The following is a 25,423-nucleotide window of genomic DNA, read 5'->3' as shown; positions in this document are numbered from 1 at the left end:
GGCTGGGTCAGTCGATGATGCAGTGCGGCACGAACGAGCTGCGGTTGTCGGTGATCAGCGTGGCGCTCTCGCGAATGCCGAGTCCGGCCGCCTCGCCGTCGACCATCCACACCCCCACCACCGGGTGGTGCGGCCCGTCCACGCCGTGGAAGTCGGGCAACGGGGCCAGCTGCTGGCGGACGCTGCCCTCACTGCCGTAGGGCCCGCCGTTCACCGCCAGGACCCGGCCGTCCTGCACCAGCCGGACGCTGGCGCCCTCCCGGCCGAACAGCGGCTTCTGCGCGAAATCGGTGAGACCGGCCGGTTCCTCGCCGAGGAAGTACGTCGGCAGCAGGTACTGGGACAGTTCGGCGTCGCCGCCGAACAGCTCCCACAGCACGGCCAGGATGCCCTTGTTGCTCCACAGCATCTTGTACGGCGGCTCCACCCACACGGTGCCGCCCGGCTGCAGGGTGTTCCACAGCACCGAGGGGCCGAAGCGGTCGCGGGCCAGATCCTCCCACGGGTACAGCTTGAAGATGACGTCGATGTCCTCACCGTCCTGGTCGAGCAGCCGACCCGGGTGCACCGCGACGCCGTTCAGCGGGACCTGCTCGTGCTCCTCGACCAGGCGGATGTCCTCGGTGTGCAGGAACTTGGTCTCGACGCCCGCCGCCCGGGCCGCATCGGCCAGGCACAGCACGGTGAACTTGTCCTCGCCGGACTGTTCCAACGAGGTCCAGGTGAAGTGCACCCGCGGAACCTGCCGGCCAGTGCGGTTGCGCAGCATCGCGAGGTTGCGCGTCCACGCCGCGGTCAGCGCGTCGTAGATGTTGTTCCACTGGTCGCGGTGCTGCACCGCATCGTTGCCCAGCAACCAGTTCCACTGGATGACCGCCGACTCCAGCAGGCTGGTCGGGGTGTCCGCGTTGAACTCCAGCAGCTTCGGCGTGGCCAGCGACGGGTCCCGGTCGACCAGATCCGGGTCGTTTCCGTACCGGAGGTCGAAGCGGCCGTAGACGCTCGGCGCGTCCTCGTGCCAGGACCGTTCGATGGCCGGCACGGCGACCTGCGGGATCGACAGCCGGTCGTAGAGCTTGTTGGCGATGACATGATCACCGGCTTCGACCAGCATCCGGTCGAACAGGGTGTCGGCGACCGATGCGAGCCGCTCGACCTCCGCGGCGGTGAAGGAGTAGTACTCGGCCTCGGTCCAGTAGGAGCGGGGGTCCCGGCCGTCGGCGCTCTCGTGGTAGACGAGGCCCTCCGCGACGATCTGCGCCTGCCAGCCGGGGCGCAGCACGCCGTCCTGGTGACGCCGCATCAGCTGCCGGATCCGGTGTCGCCCGAACTGCCGCCGCCGCCCTTGCCGATGCCGCCCGACTTGATCGTGGTGCCGGCCGCCCGACCGGTGGCCGGCAGGCCGGCGCCGGCCCGGGCCGCGCTGTCGGCCGGGTTGATCCGACTGGAGTACATGGCGCTCGACGGGATGACCGAACCCCGCCCGAATCCGCCGGCCGCCATCATCAGGAAGAAGAGACCGCCGCCGTAGCCACGACTCTCGTCGCAGTTCGAGTCGTCGACCACCTGGTTGTCCTGATCGACGCAGTAGGCGGTCTGGTCGGCTTCGTCGCTGCTGCAGGCAGCCACCGACGGCACCACCAGCGCGCCCGCGGCAGCCAGCGTCACCAGCCGGAGCCGCAACGGCCGGCGTTCGAGAGGCATCGCAGGTCCGCCCTTCCCATCGAGTCGGCCCTCGGTACCCCTGCGGACCGCGGACCAACCCTAGGACACCCTCGCCGGCCTCCCGTGGCCGTCCGCGCCCGGTGATCAGCCCGTCGCCCGGCCGTGGATCCAGTAGAACTGGGTGAACTGGTGGGCGCGGTCGAGGGCGAGCGTCTCCCGCAACACCGGCCGGACCGCCTTGACCAGCGACTTCTCCCCCGCCGCCCAGGCGTAGACGCCGGGACCGGCCCGTTCGGCGGTCGCCAGGTGAGCGGCCAGCGCCCCGCCCCGGTCACCCTCCGGCGTGATCCAGTGCCATTGCAGACGATCACGTCCGGCCCGCGGCAGGTCCACGACGTCGGCATGGCCGTCCTCGATCGACACGGACACCTGGACGTCCGCCGGCAGCGCCTGCACCCAGCTGTTGATCGCCGGCAGGGCGGTGACGTCGCCGGCCAGCACGACCCGCTCGGTACCGTCCGGGATCCCGGGCCGGGACGGGGTGATCGACACCTCCCGCTCGTCACCCACCGCCGCCGTCCGGGCCCAGTCGCCGGCCGGTCCCTCGACCTCGTGCAGCACGAAATCGAGCCCGAAGGTCCCGGCGTCCGGACACACGTCGACCAGGGTGTAGCCGCGTTGGCTGAGGTGGCCGTCCCCGCGGGACGGATGCGGCACCCACAACCGCAACCAGGCGGTCGGGAACGCCTCGAGTTGCCGGACGAAGGCCGGGGCGCTGAAGGTGATCCGCCGGTACCAGGGCGTGAAGTCGTGCACCGCCACCACCCGGACCGGGTGGTTGGCGATCCGCATCACCCGCATGACACCGCGCTGCCAGTTGACCATGCCGCACCTCCACCAGTGAGGATAGCCTGGCCTTACTCGATGCAGCCGACCAGGGTGGGTAGCGCGATGATGCGCGCCGTGGAGGCTGGACTCGCACTCCTGGCCGGTCAAAGACGGGGGCGCGGGGAGGCGCGAGATCTGCGGCGGAACAGGCGGTCTCATCGCAGAACTGGACGGGACCACCGACGCCGGCGAACGATCAGGTCGTGGTGGAGACGAGGAGAATCGAACTCCCAACCCCCGCCTTGCAAAGGCGGTGCTCTGCCAATTGAGCTACGTCCCCGGAGCCGCCGGCGAGCCGGCGACAGAGCGTCGCTACACTCAGGAAGTGCTGCCGGGGATCGGGGTCCCGGCGCCGGCCTGGCCCGTCGGCGGGGCGGGAGACGGCGTGGCCGGAGCCGTGGTGGCCGACTCGCTCGCCGGAGCACTGGCCGCGGGCGTCGACGCGACGGTCACCGGAGCGGGCTTGGCGCTGGTGTCGCCGGGGCTCGGCACCGGGCCGGGAGCCGGCGACGGCGTGGCGGCGGTGGCCTCGGCCCACAGGGCGGCCTCTGCTTCCGCCTCGCGCTTGCGCTTCTGGGCGAACAACACTGCGCCCGCGCCGAGCGCGATCAAGAACAGCGCCTTCTTCATGGGTCAGCCTCCCGTGGTGTGCCGTTCCGCTCCGGTTCGACCACACTACGGCTCGTCGCCGGAGGGCTTCCGCAGTGGGCCTGGGAGGACTTGAACCTCCGACCTCTTCCTTATCAGGGAAGCGCTCTAACCGCCTGAGCTACAGGCCCTCGACAACACTCACGGCGCTCGGATCCGATCCCGACCCCCGCGCGCCGCGGTCACCGACACTAGCGCACTCGACAGCCCGCCCAAAATCGCCGTCAGCTGACGGGGGCAGGCGACCAACACTGGCCACCCGGGGGACCGTTGGACACACTGGGCGACGCCGGCCGTTCGATCTCGGGAGGAACCATGACCGCACCGTCGACGCCCCCCAGCAGCCCGCGGACCGGAAGTCCGGCCGGACGGTTCTTCAAGCGCCGATGGCTGACCATCGTGTTGATCGTGCTGGCCATCGTCTTCATCACCCAGAACCGCAACCGGGTGTCGGTCGACCTGTTCTGGATGACTCTGACCACCCCGCTGTGGCTGATCCTGACCGTCGTGTTCGTGGCCGGACTGCTCGCCGGTGCCGTCTCGTTCAAGCGCCGCCGCGCAGTCAAGTCACCGTGACACCCGCGGCCTCGACGTCACCGCGGCGCCTGTTCGGACCACCGGTACATCGCCACCACGGCCTGGGCGAAGACCAGGATGCCGATCCACAGCACCAGCGCCCACCAGCCGATCCCGCGGTGCAGCACGGCCGATCCGGCCAGGCCCGAGGCCGCTCCGACGGTCGACAGCAACCACAGCCAGCGGTCCGCGGCGCGGCTACCGGGCACCCGACGGGCCGAGTCCTGTCGCGCGTACGGAGCACAGGCGACCATCACCGCTCCGACCACCACGGCCAGGAATCCGGCCATCACGACCGGCCACCGCCCCGGCTCGCGTGCTGCCGCCGTGCGCCGCAGCACGCCGCACCGGTCCTCGCCGGTGCGCGCCGATGCGATCGACACCCCATGGTCCACGTCCTGTCGTCCGGTCCCGTCGACGCTGACGGGGACACACGCGAATCCCGCCGCCAGGGTAGGTCGGGCCGGACGACAGTGCTCGTCGACGCAGTTCACAGTGCCCGGCACCGTTCCCAACCGACCGGCCGGACGGCTTGCCCGGCCGGAGCCCGGATGCCTATCCTCTTGGCACGCGTCACACCGTGATGCGTGCCACTCGGGGACGCGCCGACTCGTCCCGATCGCTGTGCATCAGATCCTCGGCCAATGCGGGCCCGGACCTCTCGGTCCCGACCCCCGTGGTCGGCCGCAGGGACCGGAGGAGTTCGTGAGCACACCGTTCGACGTCACCGACAAGGTCGTCTGGATCACCGGAGCCAGTCGTGGCATCGGCGAGGGCATCGCCCGCGGCTTGGCCGCCAACGGCGCCCGCCTCGTGCTGCAGGCCCGCTCCGGCGACGCTCTGCACACGATCAAGAAGGACATCGAGCACGAGGGTGGGCGGGCCGAGATCGTCGTCGGCTCCGTCACCGACCCGGAGGTCGCCGAGGCCTGCGTGCAGGCCGCCGTCGCGCGGTTCGGTCGACTGGACGGTCTGGTCAACAACGCCGGCATCAGCCCGGTGCTGGTCCGCAGCGAACAACTGAGCCTCGCCGACTGGACCAACATCATCGACATCAACCTGACCGGCGCGTTCATCGCCGCCACCGCCGCCGGTCGCGTCATGCTCGAGGCCGGCAGCGGGAGCATCGTCAACGTCTCGTCCATCCACGGCGCGGTCGCCGCGCCGCGCCTGGCCGCGTACGCCGCCTCGAAGGGCGGCATCGACATGCTGACCCGCACCCTGGCGGTCGAGTGGGCGCCCCAGGGGGTCCGGGTGAACGCCGTCGCTCCGGGGTACGTCGAGACCTCGATGACCGCGGGTATGCGCGGTCACGAGAAGTCCCGCGACCGGCTGCTCAACCAGATCCCGCTCGGCGCCTTCGCCACCCCGGCAGATCTGGAAGGCGCTGTGCAGTACCTGCTCTCGGACGCCGCGCGATACCTCATCGGATCGATCATCACCATCGACGGAGGTTGGGCTGCTCAGTGAACAGGCCCACCCGGACCGCCTGACCGGCGGTCTGTCCCGAGTTCAGGCCCGGCACCAGACCACTCCGGTGCCGGGCCGGATGCAAGCCCGCACCAGGCCGCACGCGGGGTCGCGCCGGCGCAGTGCCGCCGGGAGACGAGCGGACGCCCCGGAACGCCACGAGGGCGCTCCCGCCGTGGCGGGAACGCCCTCGTCGAACAGTCGGACCGGAACCGTCAGACGGTCGCGGCGGACAGCTTGGCGGCAGCGGCCGCGGCCACCCGACGCTGGCTCTCCTGCGGAGTCCAGTGGTCCTCGTACTCCGAGTGCACGTCGCGGAGCTTGGGGATCACGTGACGGCCGAAGAGGTCGACGTTCATCGACGCCGTCTCCTCGTCCAGGTTGCCCATGTGCATGCAGGTGATCAGCTGGCCGATGCGCAGCTCCTCGGACAGCTCGCGCACGCGCTGCTCGACCCGCTCCGGGGTGCCGGCGATGATGTAGCCCAGCTCGTCGTACTCCCAGAAGGACAGCTCGCCCTTGGCCGCCTTGGCCCGCTGCTCGGCTGAGATGGTCTTCTCACGACCGAGCATGGCGCGCATCGACGGCAGCGAGTTGTATCCGGGAGGGCCACCGAACTCAGGGGCGACCGGGTTCTGACGGTAGAAGTACCGGATGGCGTCGTAGTACTTCTCCTCCGCCTCCTTGTCCGAGTCGGCGGTGCAGATCACCTGGGTGAAGGCCATCCGGTTCGGGTTCATGTTCGCCCCGGTGGACTCCGTGTACTCCCAGAAACCGTTCACGATCGGCTGGGCGCTCTGCTTGCCCGAGAAGGACAGGTAGCCGTAGCAGTAGTCGTTGTCGTTGACGACGTCCCAGGTCTCGACCGAGCCGGAGCCCGGGATCCAGATCGGGATGTTCTTCTGGATCGGCCGCGGCCAGATGTTGACGTAGCGGAGCTTGTTGTAGGTGCCGTTGAAGGCGAACGGCTCCGGCTCCTTCCACGCCCGGGTGACCAGCTCGCGGGCCTCGTGGAAACGCTCACGGGCCTCGATCGGCGGCACGCCGTAGCAGAAGGCGGTGTCCATCGGGGTGCCGAACACGATGCCGGCGATGAGGCGGCCGCCGGACAGGGTGTCCAGGGTGGCCATCTCCTCGGCCACGCGGACCGGCGGGTTGTACAGGGCCAGCGAGTTGCCGCACAGGGTGATGGCGGCGTTCTCCGTGGTCGCGGCCAGCACCGAGGCGAACAGGTTCGGCGACGGCGTCATGGCCAGGGAGGTCTGGTGGTGCTCGTTCAGCAGCAACGAGTCCCAGCCCTCCCTGTCGGCACGCTGCATGAGCCGGAGGTACATCCGGTAGTCCTCACCGATCTGCTCCGGATCGGCAGCGGAGATCGGGGCGTCCACCCAGGAGCTGTGGACGGTGTCGCCGTAGTTCTCGGCGAGCTTGGTGTAGTAGTACTGCGCGAACCAGTGGAACTTCATCGGTCCAGCCTTTCTGCGAGATGCCAGCCCGCGTGGGCCGGGGATGCAGGTGCAACAGCGGTGGGTCCGGTCTCGCCGCGAGACGGGGTCGGGGCGGACCGAGCCGGTGGAACGTCCGGTCAGCCGGCCGACTCGACGTGAGCGCGGATGCTGCTGTCGGAGTCCCGGTACCAGCCCTTGGACTGGGCGTACTTCAGCATGCCCGCCAGGCCGGTCTCCCAGTCGGCGTCCGCTGCGGGGCCGGCGAGCCGGCGGAGCAGATCGACCGGGATCCAGGCGTGCTCGTCCTCGACGGCGACGCCCGCCGCCTGCAGCGGAGCCCTGGCGGCGTCGAGGCCGCCCGGGCTGATCACTGCGAAGGACTTGAAGTCGTCCGGTCCGACCAGTCTGACGGCGTCGTCCGACGCGGACGGGTCGACGTGGATCTGCACCGATGGTCTCCTCGGGTGAACCGGAACGGACGGGGTCGGATCAGACGATCTCGGTGATCACCGAGGTCGACGGCGTGCTGGCCACGTTCGGGGTGTCGGCGGCGAGGGCGGCACCCTCGGGCGTCTGCATGGCCGCACCGAAGGTGGCGGCGTCCGGGAACCACAGCTCCGACACCAGGTGGAACGGCGGCTTCGAACCGTCCGGACCCGGGGCGGCGAAAGCGACCTCGAACTTGTCGAGACCCGGCAGTGCCCGCACGAGCGGCGAATGCACGTTCAGGTAGTGCTCCCGGAACGCCTCAGGATCGGCCGGCTCCTGGTAGAGCACCGTCAGCTTGATCATGTCACTCCTTCTCCACCATTGGACAGGACGACCGGTGAGGCGCCGGGGGTGACCTCCGGCGGTTGCCCACCGAACGACTACTCGTTAGTCTCCTCACCGTACACCACCCGACGCCCGATGGAATCCCCAGAAATGCTGCCAGACAGCAGGATCGGGGTCCACCGGAGCTCCGGGGTGCCGCGAACTCCAAAGGAGGAGTTGCATGACGGATCTGTCCGGGAAGGTGGCCCTGGTCACGGGTGCGGCAGGCGGCATCGGCGCCGCCACCGCCGAAGTGCTCGCCGGGTACGGCGCCAAGGTGGTCATCGGGGACATCCAGGCGGAGGCGGCCCAGGCCACCGCCGAACGACTCGGATCGAACGTCTCGGCCGTGGCGTACGACGCCTCGGACGTCGACTCCATCACGAGCCTGGTCGACGCCGTCGTCGAGCAGCACGGCGGCCTCGACATCCTGCACAACAACGCCGCCATCACGGCTGCGGCCTGGAGCCGCGACACCACACTGCTGGACACCGAGATCGACTGGTACGACCGCACCATGGCGGTCAACCTGCGCAGCACCTTCGTGCTGTCGAAATTGGCTGTGCCGCACATGATCCGGCGCGGGGGTGGGTCCATCGTGAACATGGCCTCGATCGCGGCGTTCTCCGGGTCGCCGACGCTGATCGCCTACGGCATCTCCAAGGCCGGCGTGGCCGCCCTGACCAAGTACATGGCCGTCCAGTACGGCCGCAACAACGTCCGCACCAACTGCATCGCCCCAGGCGCGGTCCTCACCGAACAGGTCCTGGCCAACGTCCCTGGCGTCGAGGAGGGCGTGCTCTCCACCCTTCCATGGATCCGCGGCGGAGTTGGCAAGGACATGGGCAACGTGGTCGCGTTCCTGTCCTCCAAGGAGGGCGAGTACATCAACGGCCAGGTGATCACCGTGGACGGCGGCAGCACCGCCGGTGTCGCCGCTCCCAAGGTCGAGCTCCCGGCCGAGCACGGCGTCTCCGCCTGATCTCGTCCCGTCCCACCACCGGCAACACCCCGATCCACTCACTGACCCACTGGCACGAGGAGAAGCAATGGCGCTGAACCTTCAGAACCGCCTCCAGGACCGCATCGCGATCGTCACCGGCGCCGGCTCCGGCATCGGCGAGGCCTCCGCCCGCCGGCTGGCCGCCGAGGGCGCCAAGCTGCTGCTGCTGGACCTGCGCGAGGACGCCGTCAAGGGCGTCGCCGAGTCCATCAAGGAGACCGGCGCGGAGGTCGACTACCAGCAGGCCGACGCCGGCACCCCCGAGGCGATCGAAGCGGCCGTGCAGAACGTGCTGGACAAGCACGGCCGGCTCGACATCCTGCACAACAACCACGTCTGGTTCGAGAGCGGCCGGATGGGCGACGTGACGCTGGAAGGCGTGCGGCGGTCCCTGGACATCAGCCTGGTCGCGTACTGGTACGCGGTCAAACTGGCCCTCGTGCCGATGGTCGCGCAGGGCAAGGGCGCCATCGTCAGCACCTCGTCGGTGTCCGGCCTGGCCGGCGACTACGGCCTGGGTGTCTACAACATGCTCAAGGCGGGCATCCTGGGCATGACCAAGGCGGCCGGGATCGAGTACGCCCGCAAGGGGGTCCGCGTCAACGCGGTCTGCCCCGGCCCGATCGGCACGCCGCCGATCGAGTCCGCCCTCAAGGACGGCGCGCCGGAGATCTACGACAGCATCAAGAACGCCATCCCCATGGGTCGCTACGGCAAGCCCGAGGAGATCGCCGCGACCGTGGCCTTCCTGGCTTCGGACGACGCCGGCTTCATGACCGGGACCTACGTCACCGTCGACGGTGGTCTGCACGCCCACTCCGGCATGCCGCCGATCAGTGGCCTCGGCCCCGACTTCTGATCGTCCCGTCCACCGTCCCGACGCGCGAGAACTGGAGCATTCAACGATGAAGTTCCACTGGTTCGCCGAGGCCACCTACGGCGATCTGCCGAAGGATGTGTCATCGGTCAGCGTGGACATCCCCCGGGACGTCCTGGATCCGTACACGGTCGGACAGCACTACAAGATGTTCACCCGGCTCATGCAGCAGGCGGACGCCCTCGGGTGGGACGGCCTGGCCGTCAACGAGCACCACCAGACGGCGTTCGCCATGACCCCGTCACCGAACCTGCTGGCGGCCACGCTGGCGGACACCACGCAGAACGCCGCGATCCTGATCATCGGCGACTCGCTGGCCCTCTACAACCCACCGATCCGGGTGGCCGAAGAGATGGCCTACATCGACTGCGTGTCCGAGGGCCGGGTCATCGCCGGCTTCGTCTTCGGGACGCCGCCGGACACCGCATTCGCCTACGGGATCCCGCCGGCCGAGATCCGCGACCGGTTCCACGAGGCCCGCCAGCTCATCACCCGGGCGTGGACGGAGCCGGAGCCGTTCGCGTTCAACGGCAAGTACAACAAGCTCCGCTACGTGAACGCGGTGCCGCGTCCGATCCAGGGCCGGCCGCCGATCTGGGTGCCGGGCACCGGCAGCGTCGAGACCTGGGACCTGGTGCTGCAGGAGGACTACTGCTACGGCTACCTGTCCTTCCTGGGGCTCGACAACGCCCGTCCGATCGTCAAGGGTTTCTGGGACCGGGTCGACGAGCTCGGCGCCGAGGCCAATCCGAACCGGATGGCCTTCACCCAGCTGATCTGCGTGGCGGACAGCGACGCGGAGGCCGAGGCCAAGTACGCCGAGGCGGTCAACTACTTCTTCACGATGCAGAAGGGCCAGCCGCACTTCGGCACACCGCCGGGGTACACCAGCATCGCCACCCAGCGCGAGCAGCTCCGGCGCGCCAAGGGTGTCAGCCCGGAGGTCCGTGCCAAGCTCGCCCGGGGCGAGCTGAGTTTCTGGGACTACGACGATCTCGGCTTCATCATCGCCGGTACGCCGGAGAAGGTGCGGCAGCGGGTCCGCGATCTCGCCGTCGAACTGCGGGTGGGCCAGCTCATCACCTGCATGCACATCGGCAACCTCCCCGAGGAGGTCGCCGCCGAGAACAACCACCTGTTCGGCACCCAGGTCGCCCCCCATCTCCGGGACGTCTGGTCGGAGTACGAGGACCGGTGGACGCCGCAGGTCAGCCAGCAGCGGGTCGCCGCCCACGCACCGAGGGCCGATCTGTCCCCGACATCCGCCTGAACCCTGGCGGGTCCGCCCGCTCCCCCGGCCACCGCACCAGCGGTGATCGACTGATCGAAAGGAACAGCATGAGCACCGTCGACGTCCCGAACGTCGGAACGTTCACCGTGAACGTCGTCACCACCGGCAGTGGAGACCCATTGGTCTTCCTGCACGGCTACGAGCGGCACCCGGGCGAAGCCGCCTTCCTGACCGAGCTGGGGAAGAGCTACTCCGTCGTCGCTCCGGAGCAGCCGGGTTACGGCACCTCTGAGGGCTTCGAGAACCTCACCGACATCTACGATCTCGTGCTCTTCTACCGGAAGTTCATCGAGACCCTGGGTGGTCCGGTGGTTCTGGTCGGGCACTCCTCGGGTGGCATGATCGCCGGCGAGATCGCCGCGTTCTTCCCGCATCTGGTGAAGAAGCTCGTCTTGGTCGACTCGTTCGGCGTCTGGATCGACGACCAGCCGGCGCCGCAGGATCCGTTCGGCGCCCCGAAGGACGTCCAGGCCGCGCTGTGGGCCGATCCGTCGGCCAAGCCGGACCCGGAGCCGACGATCTTCGTCGAGGATCCCAACGATCCGTTCGGCGCGATGTTCTTCCAGGCCCAGAACCTGGGCACGGCCACCAAGTTCCTGTGGCCGATCGCCGACCGCGGCCTGGCCCGTCGTCTGCCCTACGTGGACGCCCCGACCCTGGTGGTCAACGGCGCCAAGGACGGCGTCGTGCCGGTGGCGCAGGCGGAGGAGATCGCCCGCCTGGTGCCGACCGCCGAGCTGGAGATCATCGACGGCGCAGGCCACTACCCGATGTTCGAGCAGCCGGAGCAGTTCCTGACCGTGGTCAAGAACTTCCTGGCCAAGTGATGCGCGGCCGCCGGGCTCCGGCGGCCCGACCAGCAGGACTTCCGGGTCGCGTCCGCCGGATCCCGGTGGACGCGACCCGGAATGGTGTGCAGCCGGCGCCGGCAGGTGTCGGCACTTCGAAGCAATCCGAGAGGAATGATCAATGGGACGGGTCGAAGGCAAAGTTGCCATCGTCACGGGTGGTGGTTCCGGCATCGGCGCCGCGACGGTGCGGAAGCTGGCGGCCGAGGGCGCCAAGGTCGTCATCGGCGACCTGCAGTACGACAACGCCGTCAAGGTGGCCGAGAGCATCGGTGACAACGTCAGCGCGGTGTACTTCGACGCCGTGCAGGGCGACACCATCGAGAACCTGATCAACACCACGATGGAGCGGCACGGCCGCATCGACATCCTGCACAACAACGCCGCGCTGGTCGGTCCGACCGCGTGGTTCGAGGACGGCACCGTGCTGTCCACCAGCGTCGAGCTGTGGGACCGGTCGTTCGCCACCAATGTCCGCAGCATCTTCCTGGCCTCCAAGTTCGCCCTGCCGCACATGGTGGCCGGGGGCGGCGGCTCGATCATCAACATGGCCTCCATCGGCGGCCTCATCGGTGGCGCCGCGTTGACCGCCTACGGCACCACCAAGGCGGCCGTGATCGGGCTGACCCGCAACATCGCCGCCCAGCACGGCAAGGAGGGCGTCCGCTGCAACGCGATCGCCCCGGGCGTCATCCAGACCGAGCAGCTGCTCGCCGCGGTGCCGGACATGCCGGCGGCCGCCCTGGCCGGCGTGGCCACTCCGCGCGTGGGTGTGCCGGACGACATCGCCAACATGGTGCTGTTCCTGGCCTCCGACGAATCCGCCTTCATCACCGGTGAGACCTACCGGGTCGACGGCGGCAGCATGACCACCGGTGGAGGCGGCTGATCAGCTGCCCCACCACGACGACGGGCCCGGTCCGCATCCCCGAGGGGACGTCGGACCGGGCCCGCTCCGTCTGATCGTCGGATCAACTGCGATGGACGTCCACCTGGGCCGGAATCACCACACCGGCCATCGCGGCACCGGCGCGACCCACCGCCGCGGGCGCCGCGTTCACCAATCGCAGCGCCATGTCCCCGTAGTAATAGCCCAGCTGCGCCACGGTGAGCGGGCCGCCCGGACGGAACCACATCGAAACTCCGATGCCCATTTCCAGCATCGCGAAACTCGACAACCGGGGCGACGGAGAATCGAATCGTCCCTCCCGGACACCCCGCTCGATGATCGATTGCCAGGAGGCGCTGTATTCATCGCGCATGCGGAGGATCTCCCCGTGGACGGGTTCTTCCAGGTTCTGGATCTCAGCGTTGCCGATCCGGACGTCCCGCGGATTGTTCGCGTGGTAGATCACGTGCGTCTCCATCGCCCGGCGCAACTGCTCCACCACGTCCGCGCTGGTCGCGATGACCGCGCGGTGAGAATTCAGCAGCTCGTTCATGGTGCGGACCATGATCTCTCGGAGCAGCTCCTGCTTGGAGTCGACGTGGTTGTACAGACTGGGCGCTCGCAACCCCAGCAGGCCGGCGATGTCCTTCATGCTGGTCCCGAGATATCCGCGCTCGGCGAACAGGGTCAGCGCCGCTTCCACCACGTCCTGGAACCGACCGGGACCCGTGCGGGTGGACCGCTCGTTCCCAGGCGAAGGATCTTCCTGCAGTGGCGCCGACATGGGTAAAGTCTATCTTCCCCGGGCCACTTGGAAACCCGATTCATCCACCGGGTACGGCGGCTCCGGCCCTGACCCGGTCGCCCGCGCGAACCATCCCCTCCCGACTGCGGAAGCAGGTAGCGTCGACCCATGGCAGCCGCCCCCGTCCGGAGCGACGACGACGTCCGGCGTTCACCGGGACGTCCACGCGCCGCAGCCGTGGACGCCCGGATCATGCGCTGCGCGCTGGACGAGATCGCCGATGCCGGACTGACCGGCTTCAGCCTGGTGTCCGTGGCCCGCCGCGCCGGCGTCGCCAAGAACACCGTCTACCTGCGGTGGCCGAGGCGTGAGGACCTCATGCGGGCCGCACTCATGTCCGGCGAGGACGGGCACGAGCCGCCCCTCCCGACGGGTGAGCTCGAGGTCGACCTGGCGTCGATGATCGACTTCTTCGCCGGCCTGTTCGCCACCGAGACCGGCCTGGCCACCTACTACCAGGCATCCACGACCAGCCGCGTCGACCAGGAGATGTGGTCCTGGTACAAGGCGAACATCATCGACACGGCGCACGAGATCCCCGAACGACTGATCCGGTTCCACCAGGGCAACGGCACCGCCCGGCCGGACGCCGACGCCTCGGTCCTGGCTCGCATGCTGGCCGGCGGGGTGTACACCGAAGCCATCCTGGAGACGCCGCACGGTTCGGTGAGCGGCCACTTCCGGCAGACGCTGCTCACCTACCTGCTCGCGCTGCTCAGTCCGTCCGCCTGACGCCGGCTCGGTCTTCGGTCGACCCCCGGCTGGGCGTCGCCAGTCTCGACCTGCTGGCCGTCCGTCACCGGCCGCACGCGCCCGTGCCGCACCGCACCGCCGGGCCACGCACGTCCTCGACTTCGGGTGGCCGGCCATCTGGTCGATTGGTAGCGTCCCAAGCCTTGGCACTCGACTGTGACCGGTGCAATACTGAACCACCGGATCAGTAATCGAGGTGCGATGAACAGTCAGAGTCGACCGACCGCCTCCTCCGACAGGCAGCGCGGGAGTCGTCCACAGCTCCACACCGATCCGTCCCCGGGTTTCTCGTCGGTGGACGACGCGGTCGCGGCCATCCGCGCCGGGGGCATGGTCGTGGTCGTGGATTCTCCTGATCGGGAGAACGAGGGCGACCTGGTCATGGCCGCCGCCCGGGTCAATCCGGACCACATCAACTTCATGGCGACGCACGGGCGCGGCCTCGTCTGCGTGTCGCTGACTGAGGCGCGTCTCCGCGACCTGGAGATCCCGCCGATGGTCACCCGGGTGACCGATCCGTTGCGGACGGCGTTCCATGTGACCGTCGATCACCGCACGCGCACCACCACCGGGATCTCGGCCACCGACCGGTCGGAGACGATCAAGGCACTGGTGGACCCGCGCGCCCGGCCCGACGACTTCAGCCAGCCCGGGCACACCTTCCCACTGGCGGCGAAGGACGGCGGTGTGCTCAAGCGCGCCGGTCACACCGAGGCCTCGGTCGATCTGGCCGAACTGGCCGGCCTCGCCCCCGCCGGCGTGATCTGCGAGATCGCCGACGAGGACGGTGAGATGGCGCGGCTGCCGTCACTCCGCGAGTTCGCGCAGCGGCACGGATTGCCGTTGATCTGTATCTCCGACCTGATCCGCTACCGCCGGGGGCAGCTGGTCCCGTCCAGCGTCCTCCGGACCGGGAACGCATCGCTGCCGCTCGGGGTCGGCACCTTCTGCGCCACCGCGTACCGGGACGCCGACACCGGCATCGAGCACCTCGCGCTCGTGCACGGCACCCCGCGGCCGGGCGTCGTGCCGCTGGTCCGCGTCCACTCCGAATGCCTGACCGGTGACATCATGGGCTCGCGCCGGTGCGACTGTGGCGAGCAGCTCGACCAATCCCTGCGGCGCATCGCGTCCGAGGAGTACGGGGCGTTGATCTACCTGCGCGGCCACGAGGGCCGCGGCATCGGCCTCGGCGAGAAGTTGCGGGCGTACCAGCTGCAGGAGCAGGGCCTGGACACGGTCGAGGCCAACCTCGCTCTGGGGCACCCGGTCGATGCGCGCGATTACGGTGTCGGCGCCGAGATCCTCAAGGACCTGGGCATGACCCAGGTCCGGCTGCTGACGAACAACGTGGAGAAGCGGCTCGGTCTCGAGGATCGGGGCGTCCTGGTCACCGAGCGGCTGACCGTGCAGACCACCCCGCACCCGGACAACGTCCGGTACCTCTCCACCAAGCGCACCAAGCTGGGCCACATGCTCGAGGAGTTCGCGACCCCGGTCGTGCTGTCGTGATCAGCGTGGTGGGTGGACCGGATCTCCGGACCACCCACCCGCCACGTCAGTCGCGCGTCCGCCCGTCAGCGGGCGAGGAACTCCTGGATGACCGGGACGACCGCACCGCCGAACTCGATGACCATGCCGTGGCTGCCGCGGGGCAGGACGACCAGCTCGGCACCTTCGATGCCCTGGGCCATCTGGATCGCCTGGGCCGGCGGGGTGAGGATGTCCTCGGCCCCGACCAGCACCAGGGTCGGGACGTTCTTGATGGTCGGCAGCTGGTCGACGATGTCGAACCGGCGGATGCCGTGGGCCTGGGCGGCGAAGCCCTCGGCCGAGGTCGGCTCCGGATCCTGCGCACCCATGTCGAGCATGACCTTGACCGCGTCGTGGTTGGACAGCGCGAACCCGGTGAAGCCCCACGGCAGGCTGGCGGTGGCCAGTACCTGCGGTGACACCTTCTGCTCACGCAGCGCCAGCAGCCCGTCCAGCCAGGCGTGCTGCACGTAGGTGTAGGACGGGAACGTACTCAGCAGCACGGCCCGGCTCACCTTGCCGGGATGCTCGACCATGAGCGCCTGCAGGATGACGCCACCCATCGACCAGCCCACGACGGGGACCGGGCCGATGCCCAGGTGGTCGATCAGCGCGGCGGTGTCGGCGGCCAGGTCGCTCATCGAGTACGGCCCGGGCGGGACCTCCGACTGACCGGTGCCCCGGTTGTCGAAGGTGATGACCCGGTACTGCTGGCTGAGCACCGGCACGACGGTGGCCCAGGCGTTGCGGTTCGCTCCCAGGCCCGAGATGAGGAGCAGCGGCGGACCTTCACCGGCTTCCTCGTAGTTCAGTTCGACCCCGTTGACGACTGCCTTCGGCACTGGAGACCTCCTCGACGATGAATCAGGTGGGCGACACGGGCAGACCGCGACCGACGAGTCGATGCGCTGTCCCCGCCACCCGGAAGACTAATACCTGTTAGCAACGCCCGCCCGGGCGGGCGGAGTCGTTGCTGCGCTGATGGATCGGCGGCCTCAGTTCATTGACCTGGGCAGGGTCGAGGCTCACACTCACTACCGTTCATTCGCGCGATCAAAGGAGATCGATGTGAAGTCAGTTCGATCGGCGGTCGGCCGAGGCCGCCGCCGGAGCGGCATCATCGCCGCAGTGGCGGCGCTGGGGATCCTGGTCGCAGCGTGCAGCCCGCCCGCCAACGGCGGGGACAGCAGCGGCAGTGCCGGAAGTGGTGGCGGATCCGATGCCGACGCTCAGGCCGCCGTGGCGGCGGCCGACGAACAGCTGGTCGTGGCCCGGAAGGGTCGGCAGACCGAGCCGCCGAGCGACCCGAGCCCGGCTGCTCCCAAGCAGAACGTGTGGATCATCCAGTCCTCGGCCGCCGGCCCGTCGGTGGCCATCCCGGCCAACGCGGCCGCGGAGGCCGGCAAGGTGCTCGGCTGGGACGTCACCCTGTACGACGCCAAGGGTGACCCGGGCAACTACACCAAGGGCATCAGCAACGCGATCGCCAACGGAGCCACCGGCCTCGTCCTGGTCGCCATCGACTGCTCGTACGTGACGAACCAGCTGAAGGACGCCAAGGCCAAGAACATCGCGGTCACCGAGGTCTACGCCTTCGACTGCGACGACACGAACCCCGGCTCCGAGAGTTTGTTCTCGGCGGACCTGTCCTTCGGCGACCGGTACGCGAGCCTGCTCGACGCCTGGGAGCAGTGGGGTTCGGACACCGCCGCGTGGATCATCTCCGCGACCGGCGGCAAGGCCCACCCGATGGTGCTGAAGAACGAGCAGATCGCCGTGCTCATCAGCTACCAGAAGGGCTTCGAGGAGCGGATGGCGGAGTGCAAGACCTGCACCGTCATCGACGTGCCATGGGACGTCATCACCTCCGGCACCCCGGCCGCCATCGCACAGCTGATGAAGTCCGCGGTGCTGAAGAACCCGGAGATCAACTCCTCGATGTTCGGCTCCACCGTCACCTCGGGCTACAACCAGGCCATCCTGGGCTTGGGCGCCAAGGCCAAGGAGATGCAGGTCATCGCCGGGCTGGGTCTGCCGGACGAGTTCAACCTGATCCGGGAGAGCAAGGGCCTGCAGGCGACCACGGCGTGGCCGCAGGAGTGGATCGGCTGGGCCGCCATGGACTCCATCAACTCCTACGTCAAGGGCGAGGAGCCGCGGGACCAGGGCCTGGGCTGGCAGATCATCGACAACACCAACCCGGAGGACATGCCGCCGTCCGGTGAGCTCTACCAGGGCAGCGACGACTTCCGCGAGGTGTACACGAAGTCCTGGACGGGTCAGTGAGTCACCCGGCCGAGCACGACCCGGCGGCTCCGGCCGTCGATGACTCGCTCCTGAGCGCGTCCGAGGTGCCGACCGCCGCGAGCACGCGGCGGTCGGCCCTGGACGCGCAGGGCGTGGTGAAGACCTTCGGCGCCACCAAGGCGCTCAAGGGTGTGAAGCTGCAGATCGACGCGGGCGAGGTGCACGCGCTGATCGGCGGCAACGGATGCGGGAAGTCCACCCTCATCAAGTGCCTGGCCGGCGTGCACCAGGCCGACTCCGGCACCGCGGTCATCCGCGGCCAGGAGATCGACCTGACCGCCCAGACCCCGGAGGGAGCGCGGGCCGCCGGCCTGCGCTTCGTACACCAGGATCCGGGCATCTTCCCGACCATGTCGCTCACCGAGAACCTGTTCCTCGGAACCGGTTTCATCCGCTCGGCCGGCCGCATCGACTGGAAGGCCAACCACCGCAAGGCGCAGCAGGTGCTGGATCGCTTCGACATCAAGGGTGACCCCAAGCAGCTGGCGGCCACCCTGTCGGTGCCGCAGCGGGCGATGCTGGCCATCGCCCGGGCCCTGCAGGACCTGGACGACCAGGAGGGCGGCGTGCTCGTCCTGGACGAGCCGACCGCGGCGCTGCCGGCCACCGAGGTGCATCTGCTGCTGGAGTCCATCCGGCGGCTGGCCGCGCAGGGTCACGCCATCTTGATCGTCACCCACCGGCTCGACGAGGTGAAGCAGGTGGCCGACCGGGTCACCGCCTTCCGAGACGGCGAGTACATCAACACCATCAGCGGCGAGAACCTCACCGAGGGTGCGCTCGTCGAACTGATCCTGGGTCGCCGACTCGAGTCCGCGGCCAGCGTCACCGAGGGTCCCTCGGACGGCGAGATCACCCTGGACGTGAAGAACCTGGTCGGCGGCCCACTGCAGGGCATCGATCTCACGGTGCGGGCAGGCGAGGTGGTCGGCATCGCCGGCCTCCTCGGCTCCGGTCGTACCGAGCTGCTGCAGATGATCTACGGGCTGTTCCCACCCACCAGCGGGACCATCACCTACCAGGGCAAGCAGCTCGCCGGTCACAAGCCGGCCGAGTCGACCCGCACCGGCATGGCCTTCGTCCCGGAGGACCGGGGTGCCGAGGCCGTCTTCCCCGCCTCCAGCGTGCTGGAGAACATGGTGGCCGGCCACGAGCACAAGTACTTCAAGGGCGGCTGGCTGCGAGACCGCAAGGAGCGCGCCGACGCCCGCGACGACGTCAAGCGGTTCGGCATCCGGACGGCCAGCACTTCGGCGTACATCGAGAGCCTGTCCGGCGGGAACCAGCAGAAGGTCATCGTGGCCCGGTGGCTGCGGCAGAACCCCAAGCTGCTCCTGCTGGACGAGCCCACCCAAGGTGTCGACGTCGGTGCCCGCGATGAGATCTACAAGCTGATCGCGCTGGCTGCCGACCAGGGCTGCGCCGTGGTCGTGGTCAGCTCCGAGTTCGAGGAACTGGCCCGCATCTGCGGCCGCGTCGCCGTGCTGTCCAAGGGCCGCATCGTCACCGAGATGCGGCAGCCGCTCGAGGCCCACGAAATCCTGGAAGTCACCATCGGAACGAAGGAGGTGGCCGCATGAAGCGGATCAGCACGATGTCGCTGGTCGAGAAGTACGGCCTGGCGCTGCTGCTCGTCATTGTTCTCGTGTTCTTCACCCTCAGCCCGGCCACTCCGCAGTTCTCCTCGGTGGCCAACATCAAGTCGGTGCTCTCCAACGAGTCGCTCACCGGCATCATCGCGATGGCCAGCATCTTCCCGCTGGTCGGCGGACAGTTCGACCTGTCGCTCGGGCCGTTGATGGGCATGACCTCGATCGTGTGTGCCGCCGCGATGTCCGACTTCGGCCTGCCGCTGTGGCTGGCCATCATCGTCGCGCTGCTCGCCGGCTGCCTCATCGGCCTGATCAACGGCCTGGCCACCACCAAGCTGAAGGTCAGCTCGATCGTCACCACCCTGGGTATGACCAGCATCATCGCGGCGCTGGTCACCTGGTACACCGGCGGCAACTCGATCATCGAGCGGATCAGCCCCGCGCTGACGGACCTCGGCACCGGCGAGTGGTTCGGGATCCCGTGCCCGCTCTACTTCCTCGCCGCCGTGTCGCTGGTCTCCTGGTACCTGCTGCAGCACACCCCGTGGGGTCGCGCCCTGCAGGGCGTGGGCGCCAACCCCAGGGCGGCCGAGATCGTCGGTCTCCCGGCCGATCGGCTCACCATCCAGAGCTTCGTCATGGGTGGTGCGCTGGCCGGTGTCGGTGGCGTGCTGCTGTTGGCGGTGTCCGGTTCGGCGAACCCGTCGGTGGGTCCGTCCTACCTGCTGCCGGCCCTGGCCGCCGCGCTGCTCGGTGCGACCACCATCGCACCGGGTCGCTTCAACGTGGTGGGTACGCTGATCGCCGTCTACTTCCTCGCATTCACCGTCTCCGGCCTGACCTTCCTGGGTGCCCAGCCGTGGGTCTCCAGCATGTTCAACGGCGTGGCGCTGATCATCGCCGTCGGCATCTCGGTCTGGTCCGGTCGCATCAAGACCCGGGCCCCCGCCGGTCTGGTCGAGGATCCGAAACGGGAGGATGAGGGCGAGATGGGCGTCGTCGCCAAGAAGGACGAATCCGTCTCCAACACTCGAGAGCCGGTCTGACCGGCGCCTCGTCGACGGGCCGACCGCCCACTGCGCGGTCGGCCCGTCGCCTGCAAGGGCACGAACCCGAACCCAACGGAGGGAACACCGTATGACTGCCCCGACCACGACCGGCCGCCTCGCCGGCAAGGTCGCCCTGATCACGGGCGGCGCCAGCGGCATCGGCCAGGCCTGCGCCGTGCTGTTCGCCAAGGAGGGCGCCGACATCGTCGTCGCCGATCTGTCCGACGGCAGCAAGACCATCTCCCTGGTCGAGGCAGAGGGCCGCAAGGCCGTCGCCATCAAGACCGACACCACCAAGGCCGAGGACAACCAGGCCGCGGTCGATCTGGCCGTCGAGACCTTCGGTCACCTGGACGTCGTCGTCGCCTCCGCGGGTGTGGCCTCGGTGAACCGCAGCGAGGACCCGGCCTCGAACCTGGTCGAGAACCTGGACGTGGAGAAGTTCACCCGGGTCATCGACATCAACGTCACCGGCGTGATGCTCACCGACCAGGCCGCCATCCGGCAGATGCTCAAGCAGGGCACCGGCGGCTCGATCATCAACATCGCCTCGACCGCGGGCAAGATCCCGCTGGCCGGCGCGGCGCCGTACTGCGTGTCCAAGGCCGGCGTGCACATGCTCAGCAAGGTGCTGGCGGTCGAGCTGGCCACCCGCGGCATCCGGGTCAACGCGGTGGGCCCGGGCTACACCCGGACCCCGATGTGGGACGTGGACGAGGACAGCCCGGCCGGCCAGGTCGCCATGAGCATCACTCCGATGGGCCGCAACGGCACCCCGGAGGAGCAGGCCCAGGCGTGTCTGTTCCTGGCCGACGAGAAGGCGTCGTCGTTCATGACCGGTCAGATGCTGCACCCGGCCGGCGGGCAGTTCACCGGCTGATGCAGAGTTCCCGGCCCTCCCTCGCGGAGGGCCACACCGCACACGGGTCCCGTTCGGCACACCAGCCGGGCGGGACCCGTCGGCGTGCTCCCCACGCCGCCATCCTGACCGTCCTCATCCTCGGGGGTACCTGCTTCGCCCTCCTGCAGTCGATGGTGGTCCCGGCGCTCCCGGTCTTCCAGGACTCGCTCGGGGTCTCGGCCGAGGCGGCCAGCTGGTTGCTGACGGCCAACCTGCTCGCCGGTGCCGTGGCCACGCCGATCCTCGGCCGGCTCGGCGACATGTTCGGCAAGGACCGCGTGCTCTTCGTGGTGATGGGCCTGCTCATCATCGGCACCGTGGTGGCGGCCCTGTCGACCACCGCGTTCCTGCCGATGATCGTCGCCCGGGTCCTGCAGGGCTGCGGCGCCGGCATCTTCCCGGTCGCCTTCGGCATCATCCGCGACGAGTTCCCGCCGGATCGCCGCCCGCACGCGGTCGGGCTCATGTCGTCGCTGTTCGGCATCGGCGGCGGTGCCGGGCTGGTGCTGGCCGGCCCGATCAGTGACGGTCTGGGCACGCCGTGGCTGTTCTGGATCCCGCTGGTCGTCATGTTCCTCGTCACTGCGGCGATGGTCTGGATCATCCCGCGCTCCCCCGTGCTGCAGCCGGGCCGGGTCAACTTCGTGTCGGCCGCCCTGCTCGCCGGCGGGCTGGTGTCACTGCTGCTGCTGATCAGCCTGGTCAACAGCTGGGGCCCGCTGTCCGCGGGCAGCATCGGCCTGCTCGTCGCGGCGGTGCTGCTGCTGGGCGGCTGGGTCCTGTCAGACCTGCGGTCGTCCGCTCCGCTGGTGGACGTCCGGCTGCTGAGCCGGCGGGCGTTGTGGACCACCAACGTCGCGGCGTTCATGCTCGGCCTGGGCATGTACGCCTCGTTCCTGCTACTGCCGCGCTTCGTGCAGCAGCCCGGCACCGGCGCGGACGGCTACGGCGTCAGCCTGGCCACCGCGGGCCTGTACCTGGTACCGCAGACCGTGGCCCTGGTCGCGCTCGGTCAACTCTCCGGCGTCTTCGACCGGCTCCTCGGCGCCCGCCGGAGCCTGCTGGTCGGCTGCTCCATCGTCACCGTGTCGTTCCTGGGCCTCACCCTGGCCCGCGCGAAACCCTGGGAACTGCTGCTCTGGTCGGGACTCTCGGGCGTCGGCATGGCCCTGGCCTTCGCCGCGATGGCCAACCTGGTCATGTCCAGCGTGCCGCAGAACCGCACCGGCCAGGCCACCGGCGTCAACACGGTGACCCGCACGGTGGGCGGCACCATCGGTGGCCAGGCGGTCGTCGCGCTGCTGGCCGTGCACACGCCGCCGGGCGGGTTCCCGGACGCGACCGGCTACACCATTTCCTTCACCTTCTGCACGGTCGCTATGGTCGGTGCGGTGTTCGTGGCCTGGATCATCCCGAAGCGCCCCCGGGGGCGGGACAGGGACACCGTGGTCGCCACCGGATCGGACGTCGCAACCGCCCCCTGACGCCGTTCCGGATGGCGGTGCCCTGCCGCCGACCCGCTCGGCTCCGGAGACGTCCCGCTCCGGTCGAGTGTCCGCAGCCGATCTCAGGAGAGGGAACCCCGATGGACAAGCTGGTACCCGACGTCAACGACGCAGTCGCGGACATCACCGATGGGGCGTCCCTCGCGGTGGGTGGGTTCGGACTCTGCGGCATCCCCAGCGCGCTCATCCAGGCGGTGCTGGACAACGGGGCCCGCGACCTGCGCGTCGCGTCGAACAACTGCGGCGTGGACGACTTCGGGCTCGGCATCCTGCTGGGGGCGCACCGGATCTCCCGGATGACCAGCTCGTACGTCGGGGACAACAAGGAGTTCGAGCGCCAGTTCCTCTCCGGTGAGCTCGAGGTCGAGCTGACACCGCAGGGCACGCTGGCCGAGCGGCTCCGGGCCGGTGGTGTGGGCCTGGCCGCGTTCTTCACCCCGACCGGCGTCGGCACCCAGGTCTCGGACGGCGGCCTGCCGTGGCGCTACGCCCCGGACGGTTCGGTCGCGGTGGCCTCGCCGCCCAAGGAGGTGCGTGAGTTCAACGGCCGGCAGTACGTGCTGGAGGAGGCGATCACCGCCGACTTCGCGCTCGTCCGGGCGTCCAGGGCCGACCGCCTCGGCAACTGTGTCTTCGACCTGACCACCCAGAACTTCAATCCGCTGTGTGCGATGGCCGGGAGGACCACCATCGTCGAGGCGGAGGAGATCGTCGAGGTCGGGGCGATCCCGCCGGCCCAGATCCACCTGGCCGGCATCTTCGTGCAGCGCGTCGTCGCGCTGACCCCGGAGCAGATCGCGCTCAAGCGCCTCGAACGTCGCATGGTCCGGCCGCGTCCGGCCGTGGACGTCGGCGCGGTGCCGACCAGCGCGGCCGGCGCCGACGGGACCACCGAGTGATCACCGGAACACCCCAGGAGGTCGGAAGCTGATGGCGCTCACCCGCGAACAGGTCGCTGCCCGCGCGGCGATGGAACTCGAGGACGGCGAGTTCGTCAACCTGGGCATCGGCGTACCGGTGCTGGTGCCGAACTTCCTGCCCGAGGGGGTGCAGGTCACCCTGCAGTCCGAGAACGGCATCCTCGGCCTCGGCCCCTACCCGTACGAGGGCGAGGAGGACCCCGACCTGGTCAACGCCGGCAAGGAGTCCGTGACGATGCAGACCGGCGCCGCGACCTTCGACTCGGCCACGTCCTTCGGGATGATCCGCGGCGGCCACATCGACGCCGCGATCCTGGGCGCCATGCAGGTCTCGGCCAAGGGCGACCTGTCCAACTGGATGATCCCGGGCAAGATGGTCAAGGGCATGGGCGGCGCGATGGACCTGGTCAACGGGGCCAAGCGGGTCATCGTGGCCATGGAGCACACCACCCGCGACGGCTCCCCGAAGATCCTCGAGGAGTGCACGCTGCCCTACACGGGGCGAGGCGTGGTCGGCAGGATCATCACCGACCTGGCCGTCATCGACGTCACCCCGGACGGGCTGGTGTTGCGTGAGGTGGCGCCGGGCGTCACCGCCGACGAGGTCGTGGCCGCCACCGGTGCCCCGCTCGCCGTGCCGAGCGAACCCACCGAGATGCAGGTGCCGCCGGCCCAGGCCGACGCCTGACGTCCGTTCCGTCCGACGACGGCAGGATCCGGCCGCTCCGGGTCCTGCCGTCGTCGTCCGTGCTCCGCCGCCGGTGGTCCGCCGCCGGTCGTGCGCTCAGTCGCCGACGGCGATGGTGACGTGCTCCGGGTAGAAGGCCACCCGCCCGGCGATCTCGGCCACGGCCGGGTAGGGCTCCCGGTAGCTCCAGACCGCGTCGCTCACCACCCCGTCGACGGTGACCAGGTCGTAGTACGACGCGTCACCCTTGTACGGGCAGTGCGAGGTCGAGCTCGAGGGTCGCAGCCGGTCCGGTCGCACGTCCTCGAGCGGCACGTACAGCACCGGCGGGTAGTCGCTCTCCTGCAGCGTCAGCGCCCGGCCGGTCTCGGCGATCACGTCGTCGCCGCTGCGCACCGTCACCCTTCCGACGGTCGGATCGATGGTGATCGGGTGGCTCGGTCCCGGGATCTTCATGGCCGCTCCCCTGCGCTCGTGGGCCGACGGACGTCAGGCGCCTCGCTGGGTGCGAACCACGTCCGGCCCGTCGGTGTTCCCCCGCCGGTCGTCGGACCCACCGCGTACGGTCGGCGAGACCGGTGACCGCCGTCCGCGTCGGGGCCGGACCGGACCCTCGACCTCGACCTTGACCTTGACCTTGACCTTGACCTTGACCTTGACCTTGACCTTGACCTTGACGGAGACCCTGTGCCCGCTGACCCGGCCACCACCCCGGGAGTCCATCCGGACGCCAACCCGCTGCTCGAGCCGTCGCCGCTGCCGTTCCGGCTGCCGCCGTTCGCCGACATCCACGAGGCGCACTACGGGCCGGCGTTCGACCTGGGCATGGGTCAAGCCCGACGGCGTGGTGTGTGACGGCGACCGCGTGATCTTCGGTCTGGGTCAGGCGCTGAGCGCCGGGATGTCGTTGGTCGTGGTCACCTCCTGGTTGGTGTCGGCGGTGTCGCCGACGGG

Annotated in this window: 28 protein-coding genes and 2 tRNA genes; 17 read left to right on the top strand and 13 right to left on the bottom strand. The window is 69.4% G+C overall.

Annotated elements, in window-relative coordinates; translation table 11 throughout:
• Nucleotides 1-7 precede the first annotated feature (7 nt).
• The 6 genes from JL106_RS13815 to JL106_RS13790 form a co-directional block, all read right to left on the bottom strand.
• The gene (locus JL106_RS13815; protein ID WP_205261317.1) at nucleotides 8-1,303 is read right to left on the bottom strand and encodes a glutathionylspermidine synthase family protein; all 1,296 of its coding nucleotides are present in this window, start codon (nucleotides 1,301-1,303) and stop codon (nucleotides 8-10) included.
• Nucleotides 1,303-1,704, bottom strand: a complete 402-nt coding sequence (locus JL106_RS13810) for a hypothetical protein (protein ID WP_205261316.1) — start codon at nucleotides 1,702-1,704, stop codon at nucleotides 1,303-1,305. Before JL106_RS13810 ends, JL106_RS13815 begins: the two co-directional genes overlap by 1 nt.
• A gap of 105 nt (nucleotides 1,705-1,809) precedes the next feature.
• Entirely contained in the window at nucleotides 1,810-2,550 is a 741-nt protein-coding gene (locus JL106_RS13805; RefSeq protein ID WP_205261315.1) for a siderophore-interacting protein, read from the bottom strand.
• Between the two features lie 207 nt (nucleotides 2,551-2,757).
• Nucleotides 2,758-2,833: transfer RNA gene (locus JL106_RS13800), tRNA-Ala, on the bottom strand.
• Between the two features lie 38 nt (nucleotides 2,834-2,871).
• The gene (locus JL106_RS13795; protein ID WP_205261314.1) at nucleotides 2,872-3,183 is read right to left on the bottom strand and encodes a DLW-39 family protein; all 312 of its coding nucleotides are present in this window, start codon (nucleotides 3,181-3,183) and stop codon (nucleotides 2,872-2,874) included.
• A 75-nt stretch (nucleotides 3,184-3,258) separates the two neighbouring features.
• Nucleotides 3,259-3,332: transfer RNA gene (locus JL106_RS13790), tRNA-Ile, on the bottom strand.
• Nucleotides 3,333-3,516: 184 nt separating this feature from the next.
• Between JL106_RS13790 and JL106_RS13785 the strand changes: the two genes are divergently transcribed.
• Complete coding sequence (locus JL106_RS13785; RefSeq protein ID WP_205261313.1) at nucleotides 3,517-3,777, top strand: LapA family protein; 261 nt, start codon at nucleotides 3,517-3,519, stop codon at nucleotides 3,775-3,777.
• Between the two features lie 17 nt (nucleotides 3,778-3,794).
• On the opposite strand, the gene JL106_RS22125 is transcribed toward JL106_RS13785, so the two are convergent.
• Nucleotides 3,795-4,160 carry a hypothetical protein gene (locus JL106_RS22125; RefSeq protein WP_205261312.1) on the bottom strand — a complete coding sequence of 122 codons (366 nt, stop codon included), beginning with the start codon at nucleotides 4,158-4,160 and terminating at the stop codon, nucleotides 3,795-3,797.
• Between the two features lie 322 nt (nucleotides 4,161-4,482).
• On the opposite strand from JL106_RS22125, the gene JL106_RS22120 reads away from it, so the two are divergent.
• Nucleotides 4,483-5,247, top strand: a complete 765-nt coding sequence (locus JL106_RS22120; RefSeq protein ID WP_205261311.1) for an SDR family NAD(P)-dependent oxidoreductase — start codon at nucleotides 4,483-4,485, stop codon at nucleotides 5,245-5,247.
• Between the two features lie 215 nt (nucleotides 5,248-5,462).
• Here JL106_RS22120 and JL106_RS13770 read toward each other — a convergent pair whose 3' ends face one another.
• The 3 genes from JL106_RS13770 to JL106_RS13760 form a co-directional block, all read right to left on the bottom strand.
• Complete coding sequence (locus JL106_RS13770; RefSeq protein WP_205261310.1) at nucleotides 5,463-6,713, bottom strand: LLM class flavin-dependent oxidoreductase; 1,251 nt, start codon at nucleotides 6,711-6,713, stop codon at nucleotides 5,463-5,465.
• Between the two features lie 119 nt (nucleotides 6,714-6,832).
• Nucleotides 6,833-7,144: a hypothetical protein gene (locus tag JL106_RS13765; RefSeq protein WP_205261309.1), complete on the bottom strand. Its 312-nt coding sequence runs from the start codon at nucleotides 7,142-7,144 to the stop codon at nucleotides 6,833-6,835.
• A 40-nt stretch (nucleotides 7,145-7,184) separates the two neighbouring features.
• Nucleotides 7,185-7,487, bottom strand: a complete 303-nt coding sequence (locus JL106_RS13760) for an EthD family reductase (RefSeq protein ID WP_205261308.1) — start codon at nucleotides 7,485-7,487, stop codon at nucleotides 7,185-7,187.
• 202 nt (nucleotides 7,488-7,689) lie between these two features.
• On the opposite strand from JL106_RS13760, the gene JL106_RS13755 reads away from it, so the two are divergent.
• From JL106_RS13755 to JL106_RS13735, 5 genes are all read left to right on the top strand, one after another.
• Complete coding sequence (locus JL106_RS13755; protein ID WP_205261307.1) at nucleotides 7,690-8,490, top strand: SDR family NAD(P)-dependent oxidoreductase; 801 nt, start codon at nucleotides 7,690-7,692, stop codon at nucleotides 8,488-8,490.
• A gap of 67 nt (nucleotides 8,491-8,557) precedes the next feature.
• Nucleotides 8,558-9,370, top strand: coding sequence for an SDR family NAD(P)-dependent oxidoreductase (locus JL106_RS13750; protein WP_205261306.1), 813 nt, complete (start codon nucleotides 8,558-8,560; stop codon nucleotides 9,368-9,370).
• 46 nt (nucleotides 9,371-9,416) lie between these two features.
• Nucleotides 9,417-10,658, top strand: coding sequence for an LLM class flavin-dependent oxidoreductase (locus tag JL106_RS13745; protein ID WP_205261305.1), 1,242 nt, complete (start codon nucleotides 9,417-9,419; stop codon nucleotides 10,656-10,658).
• 68 nt (nucleotides 10,659-10,726) lie between these two features.
• Nucleotides 10,727-11,506, top strand: coding sequence for an alpha/beta fold hydrolase (locus JL106_RS13740; RefSeq protein ID WP_205261304.1), 780 nt, complete (start codon nucleotides 10,727-10,729; stop codon nucleotides 11,504-11,506).
• A 142-nt stretch (nucleotides 11,507-11,648) separates the two neighbouring features.
• On the top strand, nucleotides 11,649-12,416 hold the full coding sequence (locus JL106_RS13735) for an SDR family NAD(P)-dependent oxidoreductase (protein WP_205261303.1): 768 nt from the start codon (nucleotides 11,649-11,651) through the stop codon (nucleotides 12,414-12,416).
• A gap of 82 nt (nucleotides 12,417-12,498) precedes the next feature.
• On the opposite strand, the gene JL106_RS13730 is transcribed toward JL106_RS13735, so the two are convergent.
• Nucleotides 12,499-13,200: a TetR/AcrR family transcriptional regulator gene (locus JL106_RS13730; RefSeq protein WP_205261302.1), complete on the bottom strand. Its 702-nt coding sequence runs from the start codon at nucleotides 13,198-13,200 to the stop codon at nucleotides 12,499-12,501.
• Nucleotides 13,201-13,329: 129 nt separating this feature from the next.
• Between JL106_RS13730 and JL106_RS13725 the strand changes: the two genes are divergently transcribed.
• A complete protein-coding gene (locus JL106_RS13725; protein WP_205261301.1) occupies nucleotides 13,330-13,953 on the top strand; it encodes a TetR/AcrR family transcriptional regulator in 624 nt (207 codons plus the stop codon).
• Between the two features lie 315 nt (nucleotides 13,954-14,268).
• Nucleotides 14,269-15,486, top strand: coding sequence for a 3,4-dihydroxy-2-butanone-4-phosphate synthase (gene ribB / locus JL106_RS13720; protein WP_328842367.1), 1,218 nt, complete (start codon nucleotides 14,269-14,271; stop codon nucleotides 15,484-15,486).
• A gap of 65 nt (nucleotides 15,487-15,551) precedes the next feature.
• Here ribB and JL106_RS13715 read toward each other — a convergent pair whose 3' ends face one another.
• The gene (locus tag JL106_RS13715) at nucleotides 15,552-16,349 is read right to left on the bottom strand and encodes an alpha/beta fold hydrolase (protein WP_205261299.1); all 798 of its coding nucleotides are present in this window, start codon (nucleotides 16,347-16,349) and stop codon (nucleotides 15,552-15,554) included.
• Nucleotides 16,350-16,575: 226 nt separating this feature from the next.
• Here JL106_RS13715 and JL106_RS13710 point away from each other — a divergent pair, with 226 nt between their 5' ends.
• The 7 genes from JL106_RS13710 (at nucleotide 16,576) to JL106_RS13680 (ending at nucleotide 24,469) form a co-directional block, all read left to right on the top strand.
• Nucleotides 16,576-17,793, top strand: coding sequence for a sugar ABC transporter substrate-binding protein (locus JL106_RS13710; protein ID WP_205261298.1), 1,218 nt, complete (start codon nucleotides 16,576-16,578; stop codon nucleotides 17,791-17,793).
• Nucleotides 17,790-19,394, top strand: coding sequence for a sugar ABC transporter ATP-binding protein (locus JL106_RS13705; RefSeq protein WP_205261297.1), 1,605 nt, complete (start codon nucleotides 17,790-17,792; stop codon nucleotides 19,392-19,394). The genes JL106_RS13710 and JL106_RS13705 overlap by 4 nt, the downstream gene beginning before the upstream one ends.
• Nucleotides 19,391-20,452: an ABC transporter permease gene (locus JL106_RS13700; RefSeq protein ID WP_205261296.1), complete on the top strand. Its 1,062-nt coding sequence runs from the start codon at nucleotides 19,391-19,393 to the stop codon at nucleotides 20,450-20,452. Before JL106_RS13705 ends, JL106_RS13700 begins: the two co-directional genes overlap by 4 nt.
• Before the next feature lie 91 nt (nucleotides 20,453-20,543).
• A complete protein-coding gene (locus JL106_RS13695) occupies nucleotides 20,544-21,335 on the top strand; it encodes an SDR family NAD(P)-dependent oxidoreductase (RefSeq protein ID WP_205261295.1) in 792 nt (263 codons plus the stop codon).
• A complete protein-coding gene (locus JL106_RS13690) occupies nucleotides 21,335-22,840 on the top strand; it encodes an MFS transporter (RefSeq protein ID WP_268928199.1) in 1,506 nt (501 codons plus the stop codon). Before JL106_RS13695 ends, JL106_RS13690 begins: the two co-directional genes overlap by 1 nt.
• 101 nt (nucleotides 22,841-22,941) lie before the next feature.
• Nucleotides 22,942-23,760 carry a CoA transferase subunit A gene (locus tag JL106_RS13685; RefSeq protein ID WP_205261293.1) on the top strand — a complete coding sequence of 273 codons (819 nt, stop codon included), beginning with the start codon at nucleotides 22,942-22,944 and terminating at the stop codon, nucleotides 23,758-23,760.
• Nucleotides 23,761-23,791: 31 nt separating this feature from the next.
• Complete coding sequence (locus JL106_RS13680) at nucleotides 23,792-24,469, top strand: CoA transferase subunit B (protein ID WP_205261292.1); 678 nt, start codon at nucleotides 23,792-23,794, stop codon at nucleotides 24,467-24,469.
• Nucleotides 24,470-24,565: 96 nt separating this feature from the next.
• Here the strand turns inward: JL106_RS13680 and JL106_RS13675 are convergent, their stop codons facing one another.
• Nucleotides 24,566-24,925, bottom strand: coding sequence for a DUF427 domain-containing protein (locus tag JL106_RS13675; RefSeq protein ID WP_205261291.1), 360 nt, complete (start codon nucleotides 24,923-24,925; stop codon nucleotides 24,566-24,568).
• Between the two features lie 231 nt (nucleotides 24,926-25,156).
• On the opposite strand from JL106_RS13675, the gene JL106_RS13670 reads away from it, so the two are divergent.
• A complete protein-coding gene (locus JL106_RS13670) occupies nucleotides 25,157-25,324 on the top strand; it encodes a hypothetical protein (RefSeq protein ID WP_205261290.1) in 168 nt (55 codons plus the stop codon).
• Nucleotides 25,325-25,423 lie beyond the last annotated feature (99 nt).

Origin of the sequence: Nakamurella leprariae (assembly GCF_016918035.1) — a bacterium.
GTDB classification, from domain to species: domain Bacteria; phylum Actinomycetota; class Actinomycetes; order Mycobacteriales; family Nakamurellaceae; genus Nakamurella; species Nakamurella leprariae.
The sequence above is the reverse complement of the archived record's forward strand: the minus strand, read 5'-3'. Positions and strand labels throughout refer to the sequence as shown.